This is a genomic window from Pseudomonas azerbaijanoccidentalis (assembly GCF_019145495.1).
Lineage (GTDB): Bacteria > Pseudomonadota > Gammaproteobacteria > Pseudomonadales > Pseudomonadaceae > Aquipseudomonas > Aquipseudomonas azerbaijanoccidentalis.
Window position 1 is genome coordinate 1244074 of the sequence record NZ_JAHSTU010000001.1, and the last position, 15320, is coordinate 1259393.

At 59.6% G+C, this 15320-nt stretch carries 18 protein-coding genes; 10 read left to right on the top strand and 8 right to left on the bottom strand.

Features of this window, described 5'->3' with window-relative positions:
* Positions 1 to 9: 9 nt before the first annotated feature.
* Positions 10 to 1158: a muconate cycloisomerase family protein gene (locus tag KVG88_RS05305; RefSeq protein ID WP_217870570.1), complete on the bottom strand. Its 1149-nt coding sequence runs from the start codon at positions 1156 to 1158 to the stop codon at positions 10 to 12.
* Positions 1159 to 1285: 127 nt separating this feature from the next.
* Between KVG88_RS05305 and KVG88_RS05310 the strand changes: the two genes are divergently transcribed.
* Complete coding sequence (locus KVG88_RS05310) at positions 1286 to 2170, top strand: LysR family transcriptional regulator (RefSeq protein WP_217870572.1); 885 nt, start codon at positions 1286 to 1288, stop codon at positions 2168 to 2170.
* Between the two features lie 21 nt (positions 2171 to 2191).
* On the opposite strand, the gene KVG88_RS05315 is transcribed toward KVG88_RS05310, so the two are convergent.
* From KVG88_RS05315 to KVG88_RS05325, 3 genes are all read right to left on the bottom strand, one after another.
* Complete coding sequence (locus tag KVG88_RS05315; protein WP_150703515.1) at positions 2192 to 2431, bottom strand: DUF1652 domain-containing protein; 240 nt, start codon at positions 2429 to 2431, stop codon at positions 2192 to 2194.
* A gap of 113 nt (positions 2432 to 2544) precedes the next feature.
* Positions 2545 to 3444: a polysaccharide deacetylase family protein gene (locus KVG88_RS05320; RefSeq protein WP_150703516.1), complete on the bottom strand. Its 900-nt coding sequence runs from the start codon at positions 3442 to 3444 to the stop codon at positions 2545 to 2547.
* 137 nt (positions 3445 to 3581) lie between these two features.
* Complete coding sequence (locus KVG88_RS05325; protein ID WP_217870574.1) at positions 3582 to 4529, bottom strand: ABC transporter substrate-binding protein; 948 nt, start codon at positions 4527 to 4529, stop codon at positions 3582 to 3584.
* Positions 4530 to 4826: 297 nt separating this feature from the next.
* Between KVG88_RS05325 and KVG88_RS05330 the strand changes: the two genes are divergently transcribed.
* From KVG88_RS05330 to KVG88_RS05350, 5 genes are all read left to right on the top strand, one after another.
* Positions 4827 to 5813 carry an aliphatic sulfonate ABC transporter substrate-binding protein gene (locus KVG88_RS05330; RefSeq protein WP_150703518.1) on the top strand — a complete coding sequence of 329 codons (987 nt, stop codon included), beginning with the start codon at positions 4827 to 4829 and terminating at the stop codon, positions 5811 to 5813.
* A gap of 98 nt (positions 5814 to 5911) precedes the next feature.
* The gene (locus tag KVG88_RS05335) at positions 5912 to 6748 is read left to right on the top strand and encodes an ABC transporter permease (protein WP_217870576.1); all 837 of its coding nucleotides are present in this window, start codon (positions 5912 to 5914) and stop codon (positions 6746 to 6748) included.
* 3 nt (positions 6749 to 6751) lie between these two features.
* On the top strand, positions 6752 to 7465 hold the full coding sequence (locus tag KVG88_RS05340; RefSeq protein ID WP_150703520.1) for an ABC transporter ATP-binding protein: 714 nt from the start codon (positions 6752 to 6754) through the stop codon (positions 7463 to 7465).
* A gap of 39 nt (positions 7466 to 7504) precedes the next feature.
* Positions 7505 to 8185, top strand: a complete 681-nt coding sequence (locus KVG88_RS05345; protein WP_217870580.1) for an SOS response-associated peptidase family protein — start codon at positions 7505 to 7507, stop codon at positions 8183 to 8185.
* A gap of 258 nt (positions 8186 to 8443) precedes the next feature.
* The gene (locus KVG88_RS05350; protein WP_217870582.1) at positions 8444 to 8713 is read left to right on the top strand and encodes a hypothetical protein; all 270 of its coding nucleotides are present in this window, start codon (positions 8444 to 8446) and stop codon (positions 8711 to 8713) included.
* Positions 8714 to 8783: 70 nt separating this feature from the next.
* On the opposite strand, the gene KVG88_RS05355 is transcribed toward KVG88_RS05350, so the two are convergent.
* The 3 genes from KVG88_RS05355 to KVG88_RS05365 form a co-directional block, all read right to left on the bottom strand.
* A complete protein-coding gene (locus KVG88_RS05355) occupies positions 8784 to 8939 on the bottom strand; it encodes a hypothetical protein (protein ID WP_217870584.1) in 156 nt (51 codons plus the stop codon).
* Between the two features lie 66 nt (positions 8940 to 9005).
* The gene (locus tag KVG88_RS05360; RefSeq protein ID WP_217870893.1) at positions 9006 to 9317 is read right to left on the bottom strand and encodes an AzlD domain-containing protein; all 312 of its coding nucleotides are present in this window, start codon (positions 9315 to 9317) and stop codon (positions 9006 to 9008) included.
* Positions 9317 to 10015, bottom strand: coding sequence for an AzlC family ABC transporter permease (locus tag KVG88_RS05365; RefSeq protein WP_150703523.1), 699 nt, complete (start codon positions 10013 to 10015; stop codon positions 9317 to 9319). The genes KVG88_RS05360 and KVG88_RS05365 overlap by 1 nt, the downstream gene beginning before the upstream one ends.
* Positions 10016 to 10174: 159 nt before the next feature.
* On the opposite strand from KVG88_RS05365, the gene KVG88_RS05370 reads away from it, so the two are divergent.
* The 4 genes from KVG88_RS05370 (at position 10175) to KVG88_RS05385 (ending at position 13698) form a co-directional block, all read left to right on the top strand.
* Entirely contained in the window at positions 10175 to 11110 is a 936-nt protein-coding gene (locus KVG88_RS05370; RefSeq protein WP_150703524.1) for a sensor domain-containing diguanylate cyclase, read from the top strand.
* 285 nt (positions 11111 to 11395) lie between these two features.
* Entirely contained in the window at positions 11396 to 12265 is an 870-nt protein-coding gene (gene dapA / locus KVG88_RS05375) for a 4-hydroxy-tetrahydrodipicolinate synthase (protein WP_217870585.1), read from the top strand.
* 59 nt (positions 12266 to 12324) lie between these two features.
* A complete protein-coding gene (locus KVG88_RS05380; protein WP_217870588.1) occupies positions 12325 to 12687 on the top strand; it encodes a DUF2784 domain-containing protein in 363 nt (120 codons plus the stop codon).
* A gap of 93 nt (positions 12688 to 12780) precedes the next feature.
* The gene (locus KVG88_RS05385; protein ID WP_217870590.1) at positions 12781 to 13698 is read left to right on the top strand and encodes a LysR family transcriptional regulator; all 918 of its coding nucleotides are present in this window, start codon (positions 12781 to 12783) and stop codon (positions 13696 to 13698) included.
* 3 nt (positions 13699 to 13701) lie between these two features.
* On the opposite strand, the gene KVG88_RS05390 is transcribed toward KVG88_RS05385, so the two are convergent.
* Complete coding sequence (locus KVG88_RS05390; protein WP_150703528.1) at positions 13702 to 15255, bottom strand: sensor domain-containing diguanylate cyclase; 1554 nt, start codon at positions 15253 to 15255, stop codon at positions 13702 to 13704.
* Between the last annotated feature and the right edge of the window lie 65 nt (positions 15256 to 15320).

Consider the following 15320-nt stretch of genomic DNA (forward strand, 5'->3'; position numbering starts at 1 on the left):
ATGCTCTCCTCAGGCTTGATGAATGGCGGTGGATGTTTTGTCACGGCGGAAAAACGCCAGGCGTTCTTCATCCAGGCTCAGGCCCAGACCCGGAGTGTTCGGCACATGCAGTTCGAAATCGCGATAAACCAGCGGCTCGCTGAGAATGTCTTCGGTCAGCAGCAACGGGCCGAACAGCTCAGTGTCCCATGCCAGTTTATTCAGGGTGACGAAGGCGTGAGCCGATGCCATGCTGCCCAGGCCGCCTTCGAGCATGGTGCCGCCGTACAGGGCAATACCGGCTGCTTCGGCGATGGAGGCGGTGCGCAATACGGCGCGCGGGCCGCCGTTCTTGGCGATTTTCAGGGCGAACACCGAAGCCGCGCCTTCGCGGGCCAGGTTGAACGCATCTTCTACACATTCAATGGATTCGTCGGCCATGATCGGCGCCGGGCTCATGGCGTTCAGGCGGGCCATACCGGCGCGGTTGTTGCGTGAGATGGGTTGTTCGATCAGGTCGATGCCATTGGTCCCGAGAATCCGGCAGGCACGCAGCGCGACGGCTTCGTCCCAGGCCTGATTGACGTCGACCCGCACGCTGGCGCGGTCGCCGAGGGCTTTCTTGATGGCGATGACGTGGGCCAGATCGCGGTTGACCTCGCCGGCGCCGATCTTCAGTTTGAAGATGCGGTGGCGACGCAGGTCGAGCATTTTTTCCGCTTCGGCGATGTCTTTTTCGGTATCGCCACTGGCCAGCGTCCAGGCCACCGGCAGCGCATCACGCACGCGGCCACCGAGCAGTTCGCTGACCGGCAGGCCCAGGCGTTTGCCCTGAGCGTCGAGCAGCGCGGTTTCGATACCGGATTTGGCGAAGGTGTTGCCACGGATGCTGCGATCAAGGCGCAACATGGCGGCATTCACGTTGCCGCTGTCCTGGCCGATCAACAGGGGCGCGAAGTGCTTGTCGATGTTGGTCTTGATGCTGTCCGGGCTTTCGTTGCCGTAGGCCAGGCCACCGATGGTGGTGGATTCACCGATGCCTTCGATGCCGTCGGCGCACCGCACACGAATGATCACCAGGGTCTGGTTCTGCATGGTGTGCATCGCCAGCTTGTGCGGGCGGATGGTCGGCAGGTCGACGATGATCGTCTCGATCGACTCAATGGCGGTAGCTAGCATTTCAATACCCGTCAGGTTCTTGGAGTTCTTGAATCGATTCTCGTACGGCTTTTTTCTCGATGCCAATATAGAATTGGTCTGACTTGATACCTTTAAGGTATGCAATCGACTGACTTCTGGAGGCTCCATGGAACTGCGGCACCTGCGTTATTTCCAGGTTTTGGCGCAAACCCTTAACTTCACCCGCGCCGCCGAGTTGCTGCACATCGCGCAACCGCCCTTGAGCCGTCAAATCCAACAATTGGAGGATGAACTCGGGGTGATCCTGCTGGAGCGCGGGCGGCCGCTGAAGTTGACCGACGCCGGGCGGTTCTTCCATGAACACTCCACCGCCCTGCTCGAACAACTGAACAAGATTTGCGACAACACGCGACGCATCGGGCTGGGAGAAAAGACCTGGCTGGGCATCGGCTTTGCGCCGTCGACGTTGTACGGCGTGCTGCCGGAGCTGATCCGTCGGCTGCGCAGTGGCGAGCCGTTGGAGCTGGAGTTGGGGTTGTCGGAAATGACCACCCTGCAACAGGTGCAGGCGCTGAAGGCCGGGCGCATCGATATCGGCTTCGGGCGTATCCGCATCGACGATCCGGCCATCATCCAGACCGTATTGACCGAGGACCGCCTGGTTGCCGCCCTGCCCGCCGGCCACCCGCTGCTCGCTGGCCCCATCAGCCTGCGCGATCTAGCCAAAGAACCCTTTGTGCTGTACCCCGGCAATCCGCGACCGAGCTATGCCGACCACGTCATCGCACTGTTCGAATCCTATGGGGTGAGCATTCACGTGGCGCAATGGACCAACGAACTACAAACGGCGATCGGGCTAGTCGGGGCCGGAATTGGGGTCACGCTGGTGCCGGCCTCGGTGCAACTGCTGCACCGCGACGACATAGGCTTCACGCCCTTACTGGAAGACAACGCGACCTCGCCGATCATTCTCAGTCGGCGGGTGGGTGATGTATCACCGGGTTTGAACCATTGTTTGCGGATGATCGATGAGCTGCTGCCGCAGGGCTAAACCACATTTAACTGGGACGTTTCAGCCGGCAAACGCCCGGCGACCGGCACTCATCTCGGTGCGCAATTCGCCGATCAGGTCGGAGATGGCGCGCACGCTGGTCAGTTGCTCGGTCGAAACACCGTCGAGCAACAACTTGACGTCCCCGGAAACAGGTTCAAAAACTTCAATGCGCAGCAACCCCAAGGTTTCCGTGCACTCGCAGGACAAGGGCTCAAAACCAGACTCGACGATGTTGCAAAGAACCGAAATGGGAAGCATGGCTGACGCCTCCGGCGACAGTTGATCGGTTTGGATCCGTTTCAGCATAGATCGGCTTTTCAGAGTTTGCGCCAGCAAACAATGTTAAATACTTCTCACTTTGAGCAGATTGTTCAGTGAGGATTGTCCTTCCAGATCCAGTTCCACACGCCCGGCAGCTCAACAGGCTGCGAACTGTCACGCAACGTGCGCGCCATCGCCGCCCGTTGCAGTTCGGCGGTGTCGATGTAAAACGGCTGGTCTGCGGTCTTCACCCCCGTGGCCTGCGCACTGTCGAGCAGGATTTGCAGGTACTCGCGGGTATGCCGGGCGGTGTAGCGATTGAGGTCGTGGAAGGTCACCACCACCGGAATCACCCCGTCCACCACTGGCAGTTCACCCCGGGCGATGCGCTCGCGCACTTCAGACATCGAACGCAGCATGTGCGAGCGACGGCGCGGGCTGGCATTGAAGCCCCAGATCTTGCCGTCATTGGCGCTCAGGTCGGTCAGCAAGACGTGCAAGCCATGCTGTTGATAGGCGGCGAAGGTGCGCTTGTCGTAGCTCCAGAATGGCGGACGCACCAGGGTTGGCGGCGCACCGCTGATCGCGGCGATATCGGCACTGCCATCGGTGAGCGCTTGCTGCAGTGCTTGCGCGTCCAGAGAACGGTGGTTGGTGTGTGAAGGCGTGGCCGTATGAAAGGCCAGAATGTGCCCGGCATCGCGCTCGCGGTGCATGACCGCGCGGCCAATCTCACTGTTGCCAGCCCGAGTGGCGCGGGTCTGCACGAAGAACACGGCTTTGATATCCGGTTGCAGCGGATTCACCGCCAGGCTGTCGAGCACCGTTTCGGTGGGATTCCAGAAACTCGACGCACTGGGACCGTCATCGAATGTCAGCAGAAAGCGGATTGGCGGTTGCGCGCGCAGCCGTTGTTCGGTCTGCGGCGTCATTTCGATGGGGGCAGCGATGCAGCCCAGCAGACCGGCCGCCATGGCCAACACCGATAGAACCTTGAACATCTGTTTCATTTTTTGCCTTGGGCCGGACCGTTTCGGTCAACACGTCAAACGGCAAAATTACTTCGCCCGTTCATCCTTCTTCGGCCCGCAGAGTGCTGCGAGCCGAGGTTGGATAAGGGTACACAGTGTTTGGTTCCGAGGCTCGTTTACTGCGCCAGCGCCTGCTGGAATGAGCCATCGATGATCGGCGCGGTGGCCAGTTCCGCCGGCAGAGCCTTGACCTTGAACAGGAAGTCCGCGGTGCTCTGCAAATCCTTGGCAGCCTGCGCATCGACCGGGCCGACCGTCATGTGCGCCTGGCGCAGCCAGTGGCGGGATACGTTCTGGTCGAGATTGGCCTTCTTCGCCCACAGGTCGGCGTATTCGTCAGTGTTGTTATCGACCCAGGCCCGGGCTTTTTTCAGGCGACCGAGAAAGTCGGCAATGGCTTCACGCTTGCTGTCGATCGATGGCGTCGATGCGGCAATGGCACTCAGGCCCGGCATCAGGTTCTTGGCGGTGAGAATGGGCCGCGCGCCGGAGAACAGGATTTGCTGGGAAATGTACGGTTCCCACACGGGAAACGCATCAATGCTGCCCTGGGGCAATGCCGCAGCGGCATCGATTGGCATCAGCTTGATGAAGTCGACGTAGTCTTCCGGCAGGTCGGCTTTTTCCAGGGCGCGCAAGGTCAGCTGCTGGCTCCAGGCACCGGGCCAATAGGCGACTTTCTTGCCTTTGAGGTCCGCAATGGTTTTCACCGGCGAGTCCTTGGGCACCAGCAAGGCGATGGTGTCGGGGTTCTGCCGCGACACGCCGATCAACTTGACCGGTGCCTGCTTGGCCGCCAGAAACAGAAAGCCCGAATCACCGAGAAAGCCCAGGTCCAGCGCGCCGGTGTTAAGCGCCTCGGCCAATGGAGCGGCGGCCTGGAAATGTTTCCAGTCGACGGTGTACGGCGCGTCTTTCAACACCCCCGAGGCTTCCACCGAGGCGCGAATGTTGTAGTAGTTCTGGTCCCCGACATGCAGGACGACAGGCTCGGCAGCGTAGGCCAAAGGCGCGGTAAACAAAGCGCTGGTCAACAGACCGCGCACGAATCGGGACAGGTTCATCAGGGACTCCTTGAAGGCGAATGCGATAGACCATAACGCTCTTACAAGAAGCAGTTGAAATTCGATTTATGCATAAGCTCATGACTCGCCCGACCAAGTGTTCGCCCACCAACAGTGACTCAACAGACTGTGTTCTGCGGTGCAGCCCTGTGTCGCTTGAATCGCCCTGTAAGCCTTGAAAACCGCTGCATCCGCGAACATGGCACAGAGCCTGCAATATTCCTTTTATGCAGGAAGCAGCTGTGAAAAATAATTTTTTGGACATAAGAATCTCGCCGCCTTGCCCGGAGCCGCCCCATGAAACCCGCCTTCCGTTTTCCATTGATCAAGTCCCTGCTCGGCGCGTGCGCCCTGGCCCTGAGCTTGCAATCCGTCGCCCAAGCGGCGGAAGCGCCGCCGGCCGAAGTGCACCTGGATTACGCCTATTACTCACCGGTCAGCCTGGTGCTCAAGCATTTCGGTTTTCTGGAAAAGGCCCTGCCCCAGACCAAAGTCGGCTGGGTGCTGAGCCAGGGCAGCAACCGTTCGCTGGAATACCTCAACAGCGGCGGTGTCGACTTCGCCTCGTCCGCCAGCCTCGCGGCGGTTTTGAGCCGCGCCAACGGCAGCCCGATCAAATCGGTTTACGTTTATAGCCGCGCTGAATGGACGGCGTTGGTGGTGCGCAAAGATTCACCGTACAAAACCGTGGCCGACCTCAAGGGCAAGAAAATCGCCGCCACCAAAGGCACCGATCCGTACCTGTTCACCCTGCGCAGCCTGCAACAGGCCGGTCTGAGCAAAGACGATGTGGAGCTGGTGCATTTGCAGCACCCGGACGGTCGCACGGCGCTGGAAAAAGGAGACGTCGACGCGTGGGCCGGTCTCGATCCGCACATGGCCGCCAGCCAGGTCCAGGCCGGTTCGCGCCTGCTGTACCGCAACACCGGTTTCAACAGCTATGGCGTGGTCAGCGTCACGGACAGCTACGCCAAGGAACATCCGCAAACCATCGACACCGTACTGAAAGCCTACGAACAGGCCCGGGAATGGGCGGTAAAAAATCCTGAAGAACTGGCCAAACTGCTCGCCACCGAATCCGGATTGCCACTGGAAGTGGCCAAGCTGCAACTGTCACGTACCGACCTGAGCAGCCCGCAGTTGACCGCCAAGGATGTGATCGCCTCAAAAGCCGCCGCACCGATTCTGGTTTCCGAGGAACTGGTACGTCGTGGTGTGAACGTCGATCAGGTCATTGATCAATTGATCGACACCGGTTTCAAGGAAACCGTCGCTCGTCAGTAACAGCAAAAGATCGCAGCCTGCGGCAGCGCCTCCATTGGGTCCCTGTAGGAGCTGCCGCAGGCTGCGATCTTTTGATCTTGTCGTGACTGGAGAACCTCATGACCAGTAAAAGCAAAACCCTCCCCGCGCCTCTGGCTTTATCGGTGCCGCGTCGCCTGAACACGGTCTGGCGCCTGCGCCTCAAGGCTCTGGCGCTACCGGTGCTGATCCTGCTGATGCTGGAGTTCGTCGTGCGCATCGGCTGGCTGCCGTCCTACCAAATGCCTGCTCCCAGCGAAATCGCCCTGACCCTCAAGGAGCTGGCCGAAGGTGCGCTGTGGAAACACATTGGCGCCAGTCTGTTGCGCGTATTGCTGGGGTTCGTCATCGGCGCAAGCCTGGCCCTGGTGTTTGCCGCGTGGGTGGGGTTGAGCCGTGAAGCCGAAGCCTGGCTGGAACCGACGTTCGCCGGCCTGCGCTCGATCCCGAGCCTGGCCTGGGTGCCTTTGTTACTGTTGTGGCTGGGCATCGACGAGACCTCGAAAATCGTCCTGATCGCCATTGGCGCGTTTTTCCCGGTGTACCTCAACGGCGTCGCGGCCATCCGCAACATCGACCGCAAACTGGTAGAGGTCGGGCAAATGTACGGTTTCAGCCGTCGTCGCCTGGTGCAGCGGATTCTGCTGCCCGCCGCCCTGCCCGGCCTGTTCACCGGTTTGCGCAGCGGCTTGAGCCTGGCCTGGATGTTTCTGGTGGCTGCCGAGCTGATCGCTGCCACCAAAGGCCTGGGTTATCTGCTCAGCGACGGTCGCGAGACGTCACGCCCGGACATCGTGCTGGCAGCGATCATCGTTTTGGCGCTGCTGGGCAAACTCAGCGACGGCCTGCTTGCCAGCCTGGAAAAACGCTTCCTGGCCTGGCGCGATACGTTCAACGGCCAAAGCGCGGAGGGTTGAGCCATGACCGGACACTTGCTGGATATCCACGTCGAGCGCAAATCCTTCGCCGCGACGACCGTTCTCAACAACGTCCATTTACAGTTGAAGGCCCGGGAAGCCGTCAGCCTGCTCGGCCCCAGCGGTTGCGGCAAAAGTACTTTGCTGCGGATCGTCGCCGGGCTGGAAAAAGACTTCCAGGGCACGCTGCGCAGCAGCGCCGGTGAAGTGGCTTTCGTGTTTCAGGAACCGCGGCTGATGCCTTGGCTGACGGTCGAGCAAAACATCGGCTTCAGCGCCGACAAGCATTACGACAAAGCCTGGGTCGCGCAATTGATCAAGGAAGTCGGCCTCGATGGTTTTGCCCAGGCGTTGCCCAAGGCACTTTCCGGTGGCATGGCGCAGCGTGTGGCGATCGCCCGCGGGCTCTATTCGCGACCGCAAGTGTTGCTGCTCGACGAACCCTTCAGCGCGGTGGATGCGTTTACCCGGATGAAACTCCAGGACCTGCTGCTGCAACTGGCCGAACGCCACGCCATCGCCCTGCTGCTGGTGACCCACGATGTCGACGAGGCGTTGTACCTCAGTGATCGCGTGCTGGTGATGGACAATCGCCCCAGCAGTATTCGTCAGGAACTGGCGGTGCAACTGGCGCATCCCCGTGATCGGCGCGACCCGCTGCTGGCGCAACTGAAAGCGTTGTCGTTGACCGAGTTGCAACGGGCGCATGTGATTTGAGGCAACTAGACTGAAAATCCCGAGCGGAGGATTCAGTCGATGTGCGGACGCTTGTCGCAATACCGGGGCATCCACGACTTTGTGGCGGCGCTGAGCATTCCCGATGCGCTGATCAATCACGTCGGGGATCAGCCTTTGGCGCGTTACAACGCCGCGCCGACCACACAACTGGCGCTGTTGCATCTAGAGGAGGACGGCTTGCATGCCGACTCTCAGCGCTGGGGCTGGCGCCCGCACTGGGCCAAGGATCGCGCCGCACCGATCAATGCCCGGGTCGAGAAAGTGGCCCACGGGCCGTTTTTCCGGGCGATCTGGCCCCACCGCGCGATCTGCCCGGTCGACAACTGGTTTGAATGGGTCGATGCCGGGGACGGTACGCGGCAACCCTGGCTGATTCGACGTCGTGACCAAGGGCCGGTGTTCTGTGCCGCGATCGGCCAGTTTCCGACAGGCAATGCCGCGCCCAGGGAAGACGACGGTTTTGTCATCATCACTGCCGACAGCGCCGGCGGCATGCTGGACATTCATGACCGTCGCCCCGTGGTGTTTTCGGCGGAACTGGCACGGGAATGGCTGGACCCGGCCACGCCCAGGGAGCGCGCCGAGCAAATGGTACTTTTGCAAGGTGAAAACAGCGACGCCTTCAACTGGCACAAGGTCGGCAAAGCGGTTGGCAATACCCGACACCAAGGGCCGGAATTAATTGTTGAAGTGAACTGAAACTGTCAATAACGACAGTGATACAGACATAATTAACAGCATTGCCTGAAATATTAAGTTACTAACTTTACAACCACTGTTTCAATCATTTAACGCTTGCGTTGAAGCGTTAACCGCTGGTCTGACCACTCAGTCGCATTGCATACATTTTATGTCGCTAACGCTAGTATTCGCGCCGTATTTCCAGTTGCCTCACCAGTTGACCAAAGAGTCAATAATTCAGGAAATCCCATACACCAAGCCTTGCAGAGAACTAAATTGCGCGACGATTTTACAAATGATCAAGTCGTGAGTCTGGCGTGCGTTTATCTTACAAAGACAGAGCACTATCAACTCGACTGTTTCATCGGGCAATACATACAGACCCGTAACTTGCGTTCTATCCCCAATATCAATGAAGTCCTGGTTTCAACCCTCGAAAACTACCCTGGCAAACCGCCGGTAATGGTCAACGAGCTGAACGCCTGGATCGACAAGACATTGGGTTTTCGAGCCGCTCATCCGGACTTCCCGATCACTCTGGAATAATCCAGGTAACGGTCCGCAGACATGACAAAGCCCCGCTAAAAAACGGGGCTTTGTCGTGTCTGGAACCCGGTCAGGGTTTCAACGGACGCTCAATATCGCGATCCGACAGCTCGCGGCTGTCGTCGTGCTTCCAGGTCTTCTCCGCTTTTCTCTGCTGCTCCAGCTCTTCTTCAGTCGGTTCATCCTTGTCGTCTTCCGGTTCCGCACGCGTGGGGTCGTTTGCCATGTTCACCTCTCTTCCTGAAGGGATCAGCCATCCGTTTTAAGCGTAGAACAGATTCCCGTGCCCGGCTCACAGCCACCAGCGCAGCAAAAAGAAGAAGCCCATGCTCAACAACATGCTGAGCAACGTGTTGCGGGTATAAAGGACCAGGCCAACCGCCACCAGCGAGCTGATCAGGTACGGGTTGTGCCATTGCAGGTTCAATTGCTTGTCCGGCATGAACACAATCGGCCCGCAAATCGCCGTCAACATCCCCGGCACGGCGAAACCGAGAAACTGCCGCGCGTTGCTGCTCAGGCGTACCGGCAGCCGAGGTTCGAGGAACACGTAGCGATTGAGAAACACCAACACGCCCATGCCGATAATCACTGCCCAGACCATCATGTGCGCGCTCCCTGGAATTTGTTGCAGATAAAGCCGGCGGTCATCCCCGCCAGACCCGACAACACCAGCGCCGAGCCCCATTGCCAGTAGCTGAACAGCACCGAGCAGAACAACGAAACCGCGACACAGACCACCGTCGGCACGTTGCGCACCACCGGGGTGATCAACGCAATGAACGTGGCCGCGATGGAGAAATCCAGCCCAATGTGTTCAAGACCGGGAATACTGCTGCCCAGCACGATGCCGGCCAGGGTGAAGAGGTTCCACGCGATGTAAAACGTCAGACCGACGCCCAGCGCATACCAGCGATCAAATTGTTGTTTGTCGTGCTGGCTGGTCAAGGCAAACAACTCGTCGGTCAGCAGAAACCCCAACCCGACCCGCCAGCGACCCGGCAACGGCGAAATGACCGAACGCATGCTCATTCCATAGAGCAAATGCTGGGAAGTCAGCAACAGCGTGGTCAACAGGATTGAAAAAATCCCGGCACCGCCCTTCAGCATGCCGATGGCCACCAGTTGCGCGGCGCCGGCAAATACGATGCTCGACAAACCCTGGCCTTGCAGGGGTGTGAGATTGGCCTCGATGGCCATGGAACCGGCCAGCAAGCCCCAAGGCGCGGTGGCCAAAGACAACGGCATGATCGCTGCGGCACCGCGAAGAAACGCACTGCGCGGCAAGTGTGAATTGGACATAACACTCTACAACCAAAGAAAGTCGCCAGACTGTGCCAGCAGTCGCCGCCAATGGCTTGAACAATCTTGCGCACATTGCCGCTCATCGGCTGACCGCTTGCGCAGGCCCGGTAGTAGCAACATGATGGCGCTGCATTTTTTCCCACCCGGTGCAGCCCCATGAGTTCAGTCGATACCGACAGCGATGTCTACAAAACCCTGCTTGAATCGACCAAGGCGATTCCTTGGCGCATCGACTGGAAAACCATGACGTTCAGCTACATTGGCCCGCAGATCGAGAGCCTGCTGGGCTGGAAGCAGGACAGCTGGGTCGGCGTCAACGACTGGGTCGAACGCATGCACCCGGATGATCGCGATTACGTGGTGGGCTTCTGCGTCTCTCAGTCGCGGGCCGGCGTGGACCATGAGGCGGACTACCGCGCGTTGACCCTCAGCGGCGATTACGTGTGGATCCGCGATGTGGTGCACGTGGTGCGCAAGGACGGTGAAGTCGAAGCGCTGGTGGGGTTCATGTTCGACATCAGCGAGCGCAAGAAAACCGAAGAACACCTGCTGCGCCTGCAAAAGCAACTCGAAGAGTATTCCTTCCAGGACGGCCTGACCGGCATCGCCAACCGGCGAATGTTCGACACCGTGCTGGAACGCGAATGGAGCACCGCGCAACGCACCGGCTCGCCGTTGTCGCTGATCATTCTGGATATCGACTACTTCAAGCAGTACAACGACCACTACGGCCACATCAAGGGCGACGAATGCCTGCGCGAGGTGGCCCGCACGCTGTCGAAGGCCGCCAACCGCCCTCGGGACTTCATTGCCCGCATCGGCGGTGAAGAGTTCGTCTGGCTGTTGCCCGACACCGATGCCGAATCGGCCGGGCTGGTGGCGCACAAATGCCTTCACCTGATTCGCCAGCAGCGGATCACCCACGCGTTTTCCGCCGTTTCACCGTTGTTGAGCGTGAGCCTGGGTGTCGGCGTCACCCACGCGTCGTTGCACAATACGGCTCTGGAATTCGTCGAACAGGTCGACAAGTTGCTGTATCAGGCCAAGCACAACGGACGCGCGCGCGCGCAGATCAGCGATTTTCGCGATTGACAAACAGCGCGCCGACTTTTAAAACTGGGCGCCTCACTTAGGGTGTAAGCAAAGATGTCCGCAACCTTCAATCTCGACTCTTCCGTCATTGGCTTGATTGCCAAGGCGCAAGGTTGCGTTGCGAACGCCCTCAAATCGAAGAAACAGTCGCTCATGTGACCGGGGCGCGCTGTCCCGTCAGATGAGCTGACAGGACATTGAGCGCGACGGACCACCCTCCCCTTGCTTACTCTCCTTCCACGCTCCTGACGGTGACGAATTCGGTCAACCATCAGGAGAAAGTGCATGTCATCGTTTCAAGGTATCTGGGTTCCACTCGTCACACCGTTCCACAATGGCGCCATCGATTTCGTCGGGTTGCGGCGGCTGGTCAACCATTTGCTGGAAAAAGGCGTCGACGGCGTGATTGTCTGCGGCACCACCGGAGAGCCGGCGGCCATGGGCAAGCACGAACAACTGGCGGTACTCGATGCCGTGCTGGAGCAAGTGCCCCCCCATCGCGTTGTCATGGGCCTGGCCGGCAACAACCTGACCGAACTGCTGCAATTTCAGAGTGAAATTCTCAAACGCCCGGTCGCGGGCTTGCTGGTTCCGGCGCCGTATTACATTCGCCCGTCCCAGGCCGGGCTTGAAGGGTTTTTCAAGACCGTTGCCGATGCGTCCAGCGTACCCCTGATTCTCTATGACATTCCCTATCGCACCGGCGCGACCTTCGAACAGGCGACCCTGCTCAACATCGTTGCCCATGAGCGCATCGTCGCGATCAAGGACTGCGGCGGCAACCTGACCAACACGCTGGCGCTGATCGCTTCGGGGCATGTCGATGTGCTGTGTGGTGAAGACAACCAGATTTTCAGTGCCTTGTGCCTGGGCGCCAAAGGCGCGATTGCGGCGTCGGCCCATGTGCATCCCGAGCGCTTCGTGACGTTGTTCCAACAGCTGCGAGACCACCAATTAGCGCAAGGCCGCGCAACATTTTTCGAACTGCTGCCGCTGATTCAAAGCCTGTTCATCGAGCCCAATCCCGCCCCGGTGAAAACCGCCCTGGCCCTCCAAGGCTTGATCGGCGATGAACTGCGCGCCCCGATGCAACGCAGCAGCGAGGCCATGGTGGCGCGGTTGAAGGTTGTGCTGGCGGCGTTGAACAATCGATAGGGTGGCGGCCATCCGCCCGAGTACCATGGTGCGATCGCCTGACGCCTGCGGGAGTCAACATGTTCTACCGAATCGCCGCCGATGGGCTGGTGCTGTTTCATCTGGCGTTCATTGTCTTCGTTTTGTTCGGCGGGTTGCTGGTGCTCAAATGGCGCCACCTGATTTGGTGGCACCTGCCCGCCGCCGCGTGGGGTATGGCGGTGGAGCTTTTTCACCTGCCCTGCCCGTTGACACGCTGGGAAAACCTGATGCGCCACGCCGCCGGACAAAGCGGTTATGGCGCCGGCTTCATCGAACATTATGTGTGGCCGGTGATTTACCCGGCCGGCCTGACCCCGGCCATTCAACTGTGGCTGGGCGCTCTGGTGTTGTTGGTCAACGGGCTGGTCTATCTTCGATTGATCAAACAGTGGTCAGCCTGAAAAGATCGCAGCCTTCGTCAACTCCTAGACTCGATCACCGTAGGAGCTGCCGAAGGCTGCGATCTTTTGATCTACCCCTCAAGGAACTTGAACATGCTGTCGACTGAAGACCTGACGCTGCTGCAAGCCATCCGCGAAACCGGCAGCCTGTCGCGGGCCGCGGCCGCACTGGGCAAGGCGCCGTCGACCGTGTCTTATGCCGCGCGGCAACTGGAGGAGCGTTTCGATGCCCTGTTATTTGACCGTCGCCGCTACCGCCTGCAACTGACCCCGGCGGGCGAACTGCTGGTCAACGAAGCAGCGCGGTTGATGCAGGACGTCTCGCGCCTGACCAAACGGGTGCAGCAAGTGGCCAATGGCTGGGAGAGCCGCTTGTGGATCGTCACCGACGAACTGCTGGAGTTCGAAACGCTGATCCCGGTGATTCACGAATTCGATGCCCTGGGCTCCGGGGTTCCGTTGCGCATCACCCAGGAAGTGCTCAGGGGTGTCTGGGAAGCCCTGCGAGAAGGTCGCGCGGATCTGATCATCGGCGCCACCAACGAACCCCCGCCGATCCCGTCCCTGCGCTGGATGCAACTGGGCGAAATGGAATGGGTCTTCGCCGTCTCGCCCAAGCACGCGCTGGCCAAGGCCGCGGAACCGCTCTCCCGTGCCGTGGTGGCGCAGCACCGGGCGATTGTCGTGGCCGATTCCTCCCGCGCCACCGAGGGCAGCACGTATGGCGTTTCCGGTGGGCAAGCGGTGTTGGCGGTGCCGACCATGCGCGCAAAAATCCTCGCGCAATGCGATGGATTGGGCGTGGGCTGGCTGCCAAGGCATCGCGTCGGCTCGTTGCTGAAAAACGGTACGCTGGTTGAAAAACAGATGGCCGACCCGCGTGAACCGAACATTCTGTATGCCGGCTGGCGCGGTGATCACGATGGCCGAGCCTTGGGCTGGTGGCTGGAAAAGCTCAAGCAATCGTACCTGTCCAGCAAACTGGTGCAGGGCAGTGACCGTTTTGTCTGAACTTCAGTTGGCGATCACGCTCATGTTGCGACCGCTGGCCTTGGCCACGTACAACGCCTTGTCGGCCGCCCCGATCAAGTCGTCGGTAGCAAACTGCGAAGCCGGGTCGTAACCGCAGACGCCGACGCTCACCGTCACCACGCCTTCGGGACTTTCACTGTGCTGCAGGCCGCTGGCAAGTACCGCGTTACGGATTTTCTCCGCCAGCAGAAATGCCCCCACGTAATCGGTAGCGGGCAGCACCACGGCAAACTCTTCCCCGCCAAAACGTGAAGCCAGATCACCGGGACGCTTGATGTTGTCGACGATGATCGCGCCGATCTTGCGCAAGCAATCGTCGCCAGCCAGGTGACCGTAGCGATCGTTGAACGCTTTGAAATAGTCGACATCGATCATCAACAGCGCCAGACCGGTCATGTTGCGCCGGGCACGTCCCGCTTCGGCCTGGATAAACAGATCGAACTGACGCCGGTTGGCCAACCCGGTGAGCGCGTCTTCCAGCGCCAGCAGCTCCAGGTTGCGATTGACCTCCAGCAGTTTGTCCTGGGCACCGAGCAATTCCACTTGAATGCGGTTCTGCTGCTGCATCAACTTGATCAGGCGATAACCCAGTACACCCAGAAATCCCAGCAGCAACGAGACGATGGCCGCACTGAGTAACGACTCCTTGCGCCAGCTGGCCAACACTTCGTCCTGGTTCAGCGCGGCAAAAACCACCAGCGGATAACCTTCGACCCGTCGATAGCCCGTAACACGCTCAACGCCGTCGATGATCGATTTGAGTCTGGCTGTTCCCGAACTACTGGTGGGCAGCAGTTGGGTGAACAACGGGCTCTTGGCCAAACTGCTGCCGATGTCCGCTTCATGGAACGGCCGACGGACGACAATGCGGGCATCGTCGGCAATCAGGTTGATCACACCGTTGTTGCCGATGTCGATGCTGTCGTAGAGCTGCAGGAAGTGGCTGAGATAGATTGTCGCCAGCGCAACGCCGGCAAAGCTGCCGTCGGGGTGATTGATCCGTCGCGACACAGTCATGATCCATTCGCCGCTGGAGCGGCTTTTGATCGATGGCCCGATGTGCGGACCGCGATCAGGGTGATCGCGGTGAAAGATGAAGTACTCACGGTCGGAATTGTTGGCGACGCCCACTTCGGCGCCGTTTGAATTGGCAATCCACTGCCCGGTTTCGTCATACACGAACAGCCCGTGAATCTGGCTCAGTTCACTACGCTGGGCACTGAGCAGGCGCTGCAAGCGATTGATCCGGCCTTCGTCGATGCCCTCGTTTTCCAGGCGGTCGACCAGGGTAAACAGCAAGGTATCCGCCTGTTTGATCGACGCCTGCGCTTGCGAGGCCAATGTCTGCGCAAGGTTGGACATCGCCACTTCCTTGTCATGCAGATGATATTGGCGCGAACTCCAGGCTTCCCAGATGACAATCACCGCCATCGACAGGCACACCGCGACCATCAGCGTTACCGCAGAGCGGATCTTGAGCCGGGCCACGCCGGGGCGGCTTTTTTCGATTCGGTCGTAAATGGATGGATGGCCCATGAAGCTCGCTCCTTGAAGCTTACAAAAAACAGGCTTCCTGTCAGTCAGTCAAGCCATGACAACAA

Excerpts from the sequence above, each read along its gene's own strand:
- KVG88_RS05370 (WP_150703524.1), top strand. The coding sequence starts at position 10,175 with ATGAGTTCAGTCGATACCGACAGCGATGTCTACAAAACCCTGCTTGAA.
- KVG88_RS05365 (WP_150703523.1), bottom strand. The coding sequence starts at position 10,015 with ATGTCCAATTCACACTTGCCGCGCAGTGCGTTTCTTCGCGGTGCCGCA.
- KVG88_RS05325 (WP_217870574.1), bottom strand. The coding sequence starts at position 4,529 with ATGAACCTGTCCCGATTCGTGCGCGGTCTGTTGACCAGCGCTTTGTTT.
- KVG88_RS05340 (WP_150703520.1), top strand. The coding sequence starts at position 6,752 with ATGACCGGACACTTGCTGGATATCCACGTCGAGCGCAAATCCTTCGCC.
- dapA (WP_217870585.1), top strand. The coding sequence starts at position 11,396 with ATGTCATCGTTTCAAGGTATCTGGGTTCCACTCGTCACACCGTTCCAC.
- KVG88_RS05385 (WP_217870590.1), top strand. The coding sequence starts at position 12,781 with ATGCTGTCGACTGAAGACCTGACGCTGCTGCAAGCCATCCGCGAAACC.
- KVG88_RS05330 (WP_150703518.1), top strand. The coding sequence starts at position 4,827 with ATGAAACCCGCCTTCCGTTTTCCATTGATCAAGTCCCTGCTCGGCGCG.
- KVG88_RS05355 (WP_217870584.1), bottom strand. The coding sequence starts at position 8,939 with ATGGCAAACGACCCCACGCGTGCGGAACCGGAAGACGACAAGGATGAA.
- KVG88_RS05310 (WP_217870572.1), top strand. The coding sequence starts at position 1,286 with ATGGAACTGCGGCACCTGCGTTATTTCCAGGTTTTGGCGCAAACCCTT.
- KVG88_RS05320 (WP_150703516.1), bottom strand. The coding sequence starts at position 3,444 with ATGAAACAGATGTTCAAGGTTCTATCGGTGTTGGCCATGGCGGCCGGT.
- KVG88_RS05345 (WP_217870580.1), top strand. The coding sequence starts at position 7,505 with ATGTGCGGACGCTTGTCGCAATACCGGGGCATCCACGACTTTGTGGCG.
- KVG88_RS05360 (WP_217870893.1), bottom strand. The coding sequence starts at position 9,317 with ATGGTCTGGGCAGTGATTATCGGCATGGGCGTGTTGGTGTTTCTCAAT.
- KVG88_RS05315 (WP_150703515.1), bottom strand. The coding sequence starts at position 2,431 with ATGCTTCCCATTTCGGTTCTTTGCAACATCGTCGAGTCTGGTTTTGAG.
- KVG88_RS05335 (WP_217870576.1), top strand. The coding sequence starts at position 5,912 with ATGACCAGTAAAAGCAAAACCCTCCCCGCGCCTCTGGCTTTATCGGTG.
- KVG88_RS05305 (WP_217870570.1), bottom strand. The coding sequence starts at position 1,158 with ATGCTAGCTACCGCCATTGAGTCGATCGAGACGATCATCGTCGACCTG.
- KVG88_RS05380 (WP_217870588.1), top strand. The coding sequence starts at position 12,325 with ATGTTCTACCGAATCGCCGCCGATGGGCTGGTGCTGTTTCATCTGGCG.
- KVG88_RS05390 (WP_150703528.1), bottom strand. The coding sequence starts at position 15,255 with ATGGGCCATCCATCCATTTACGACCGAATCGAAAAAAGCCGCCCCGGC.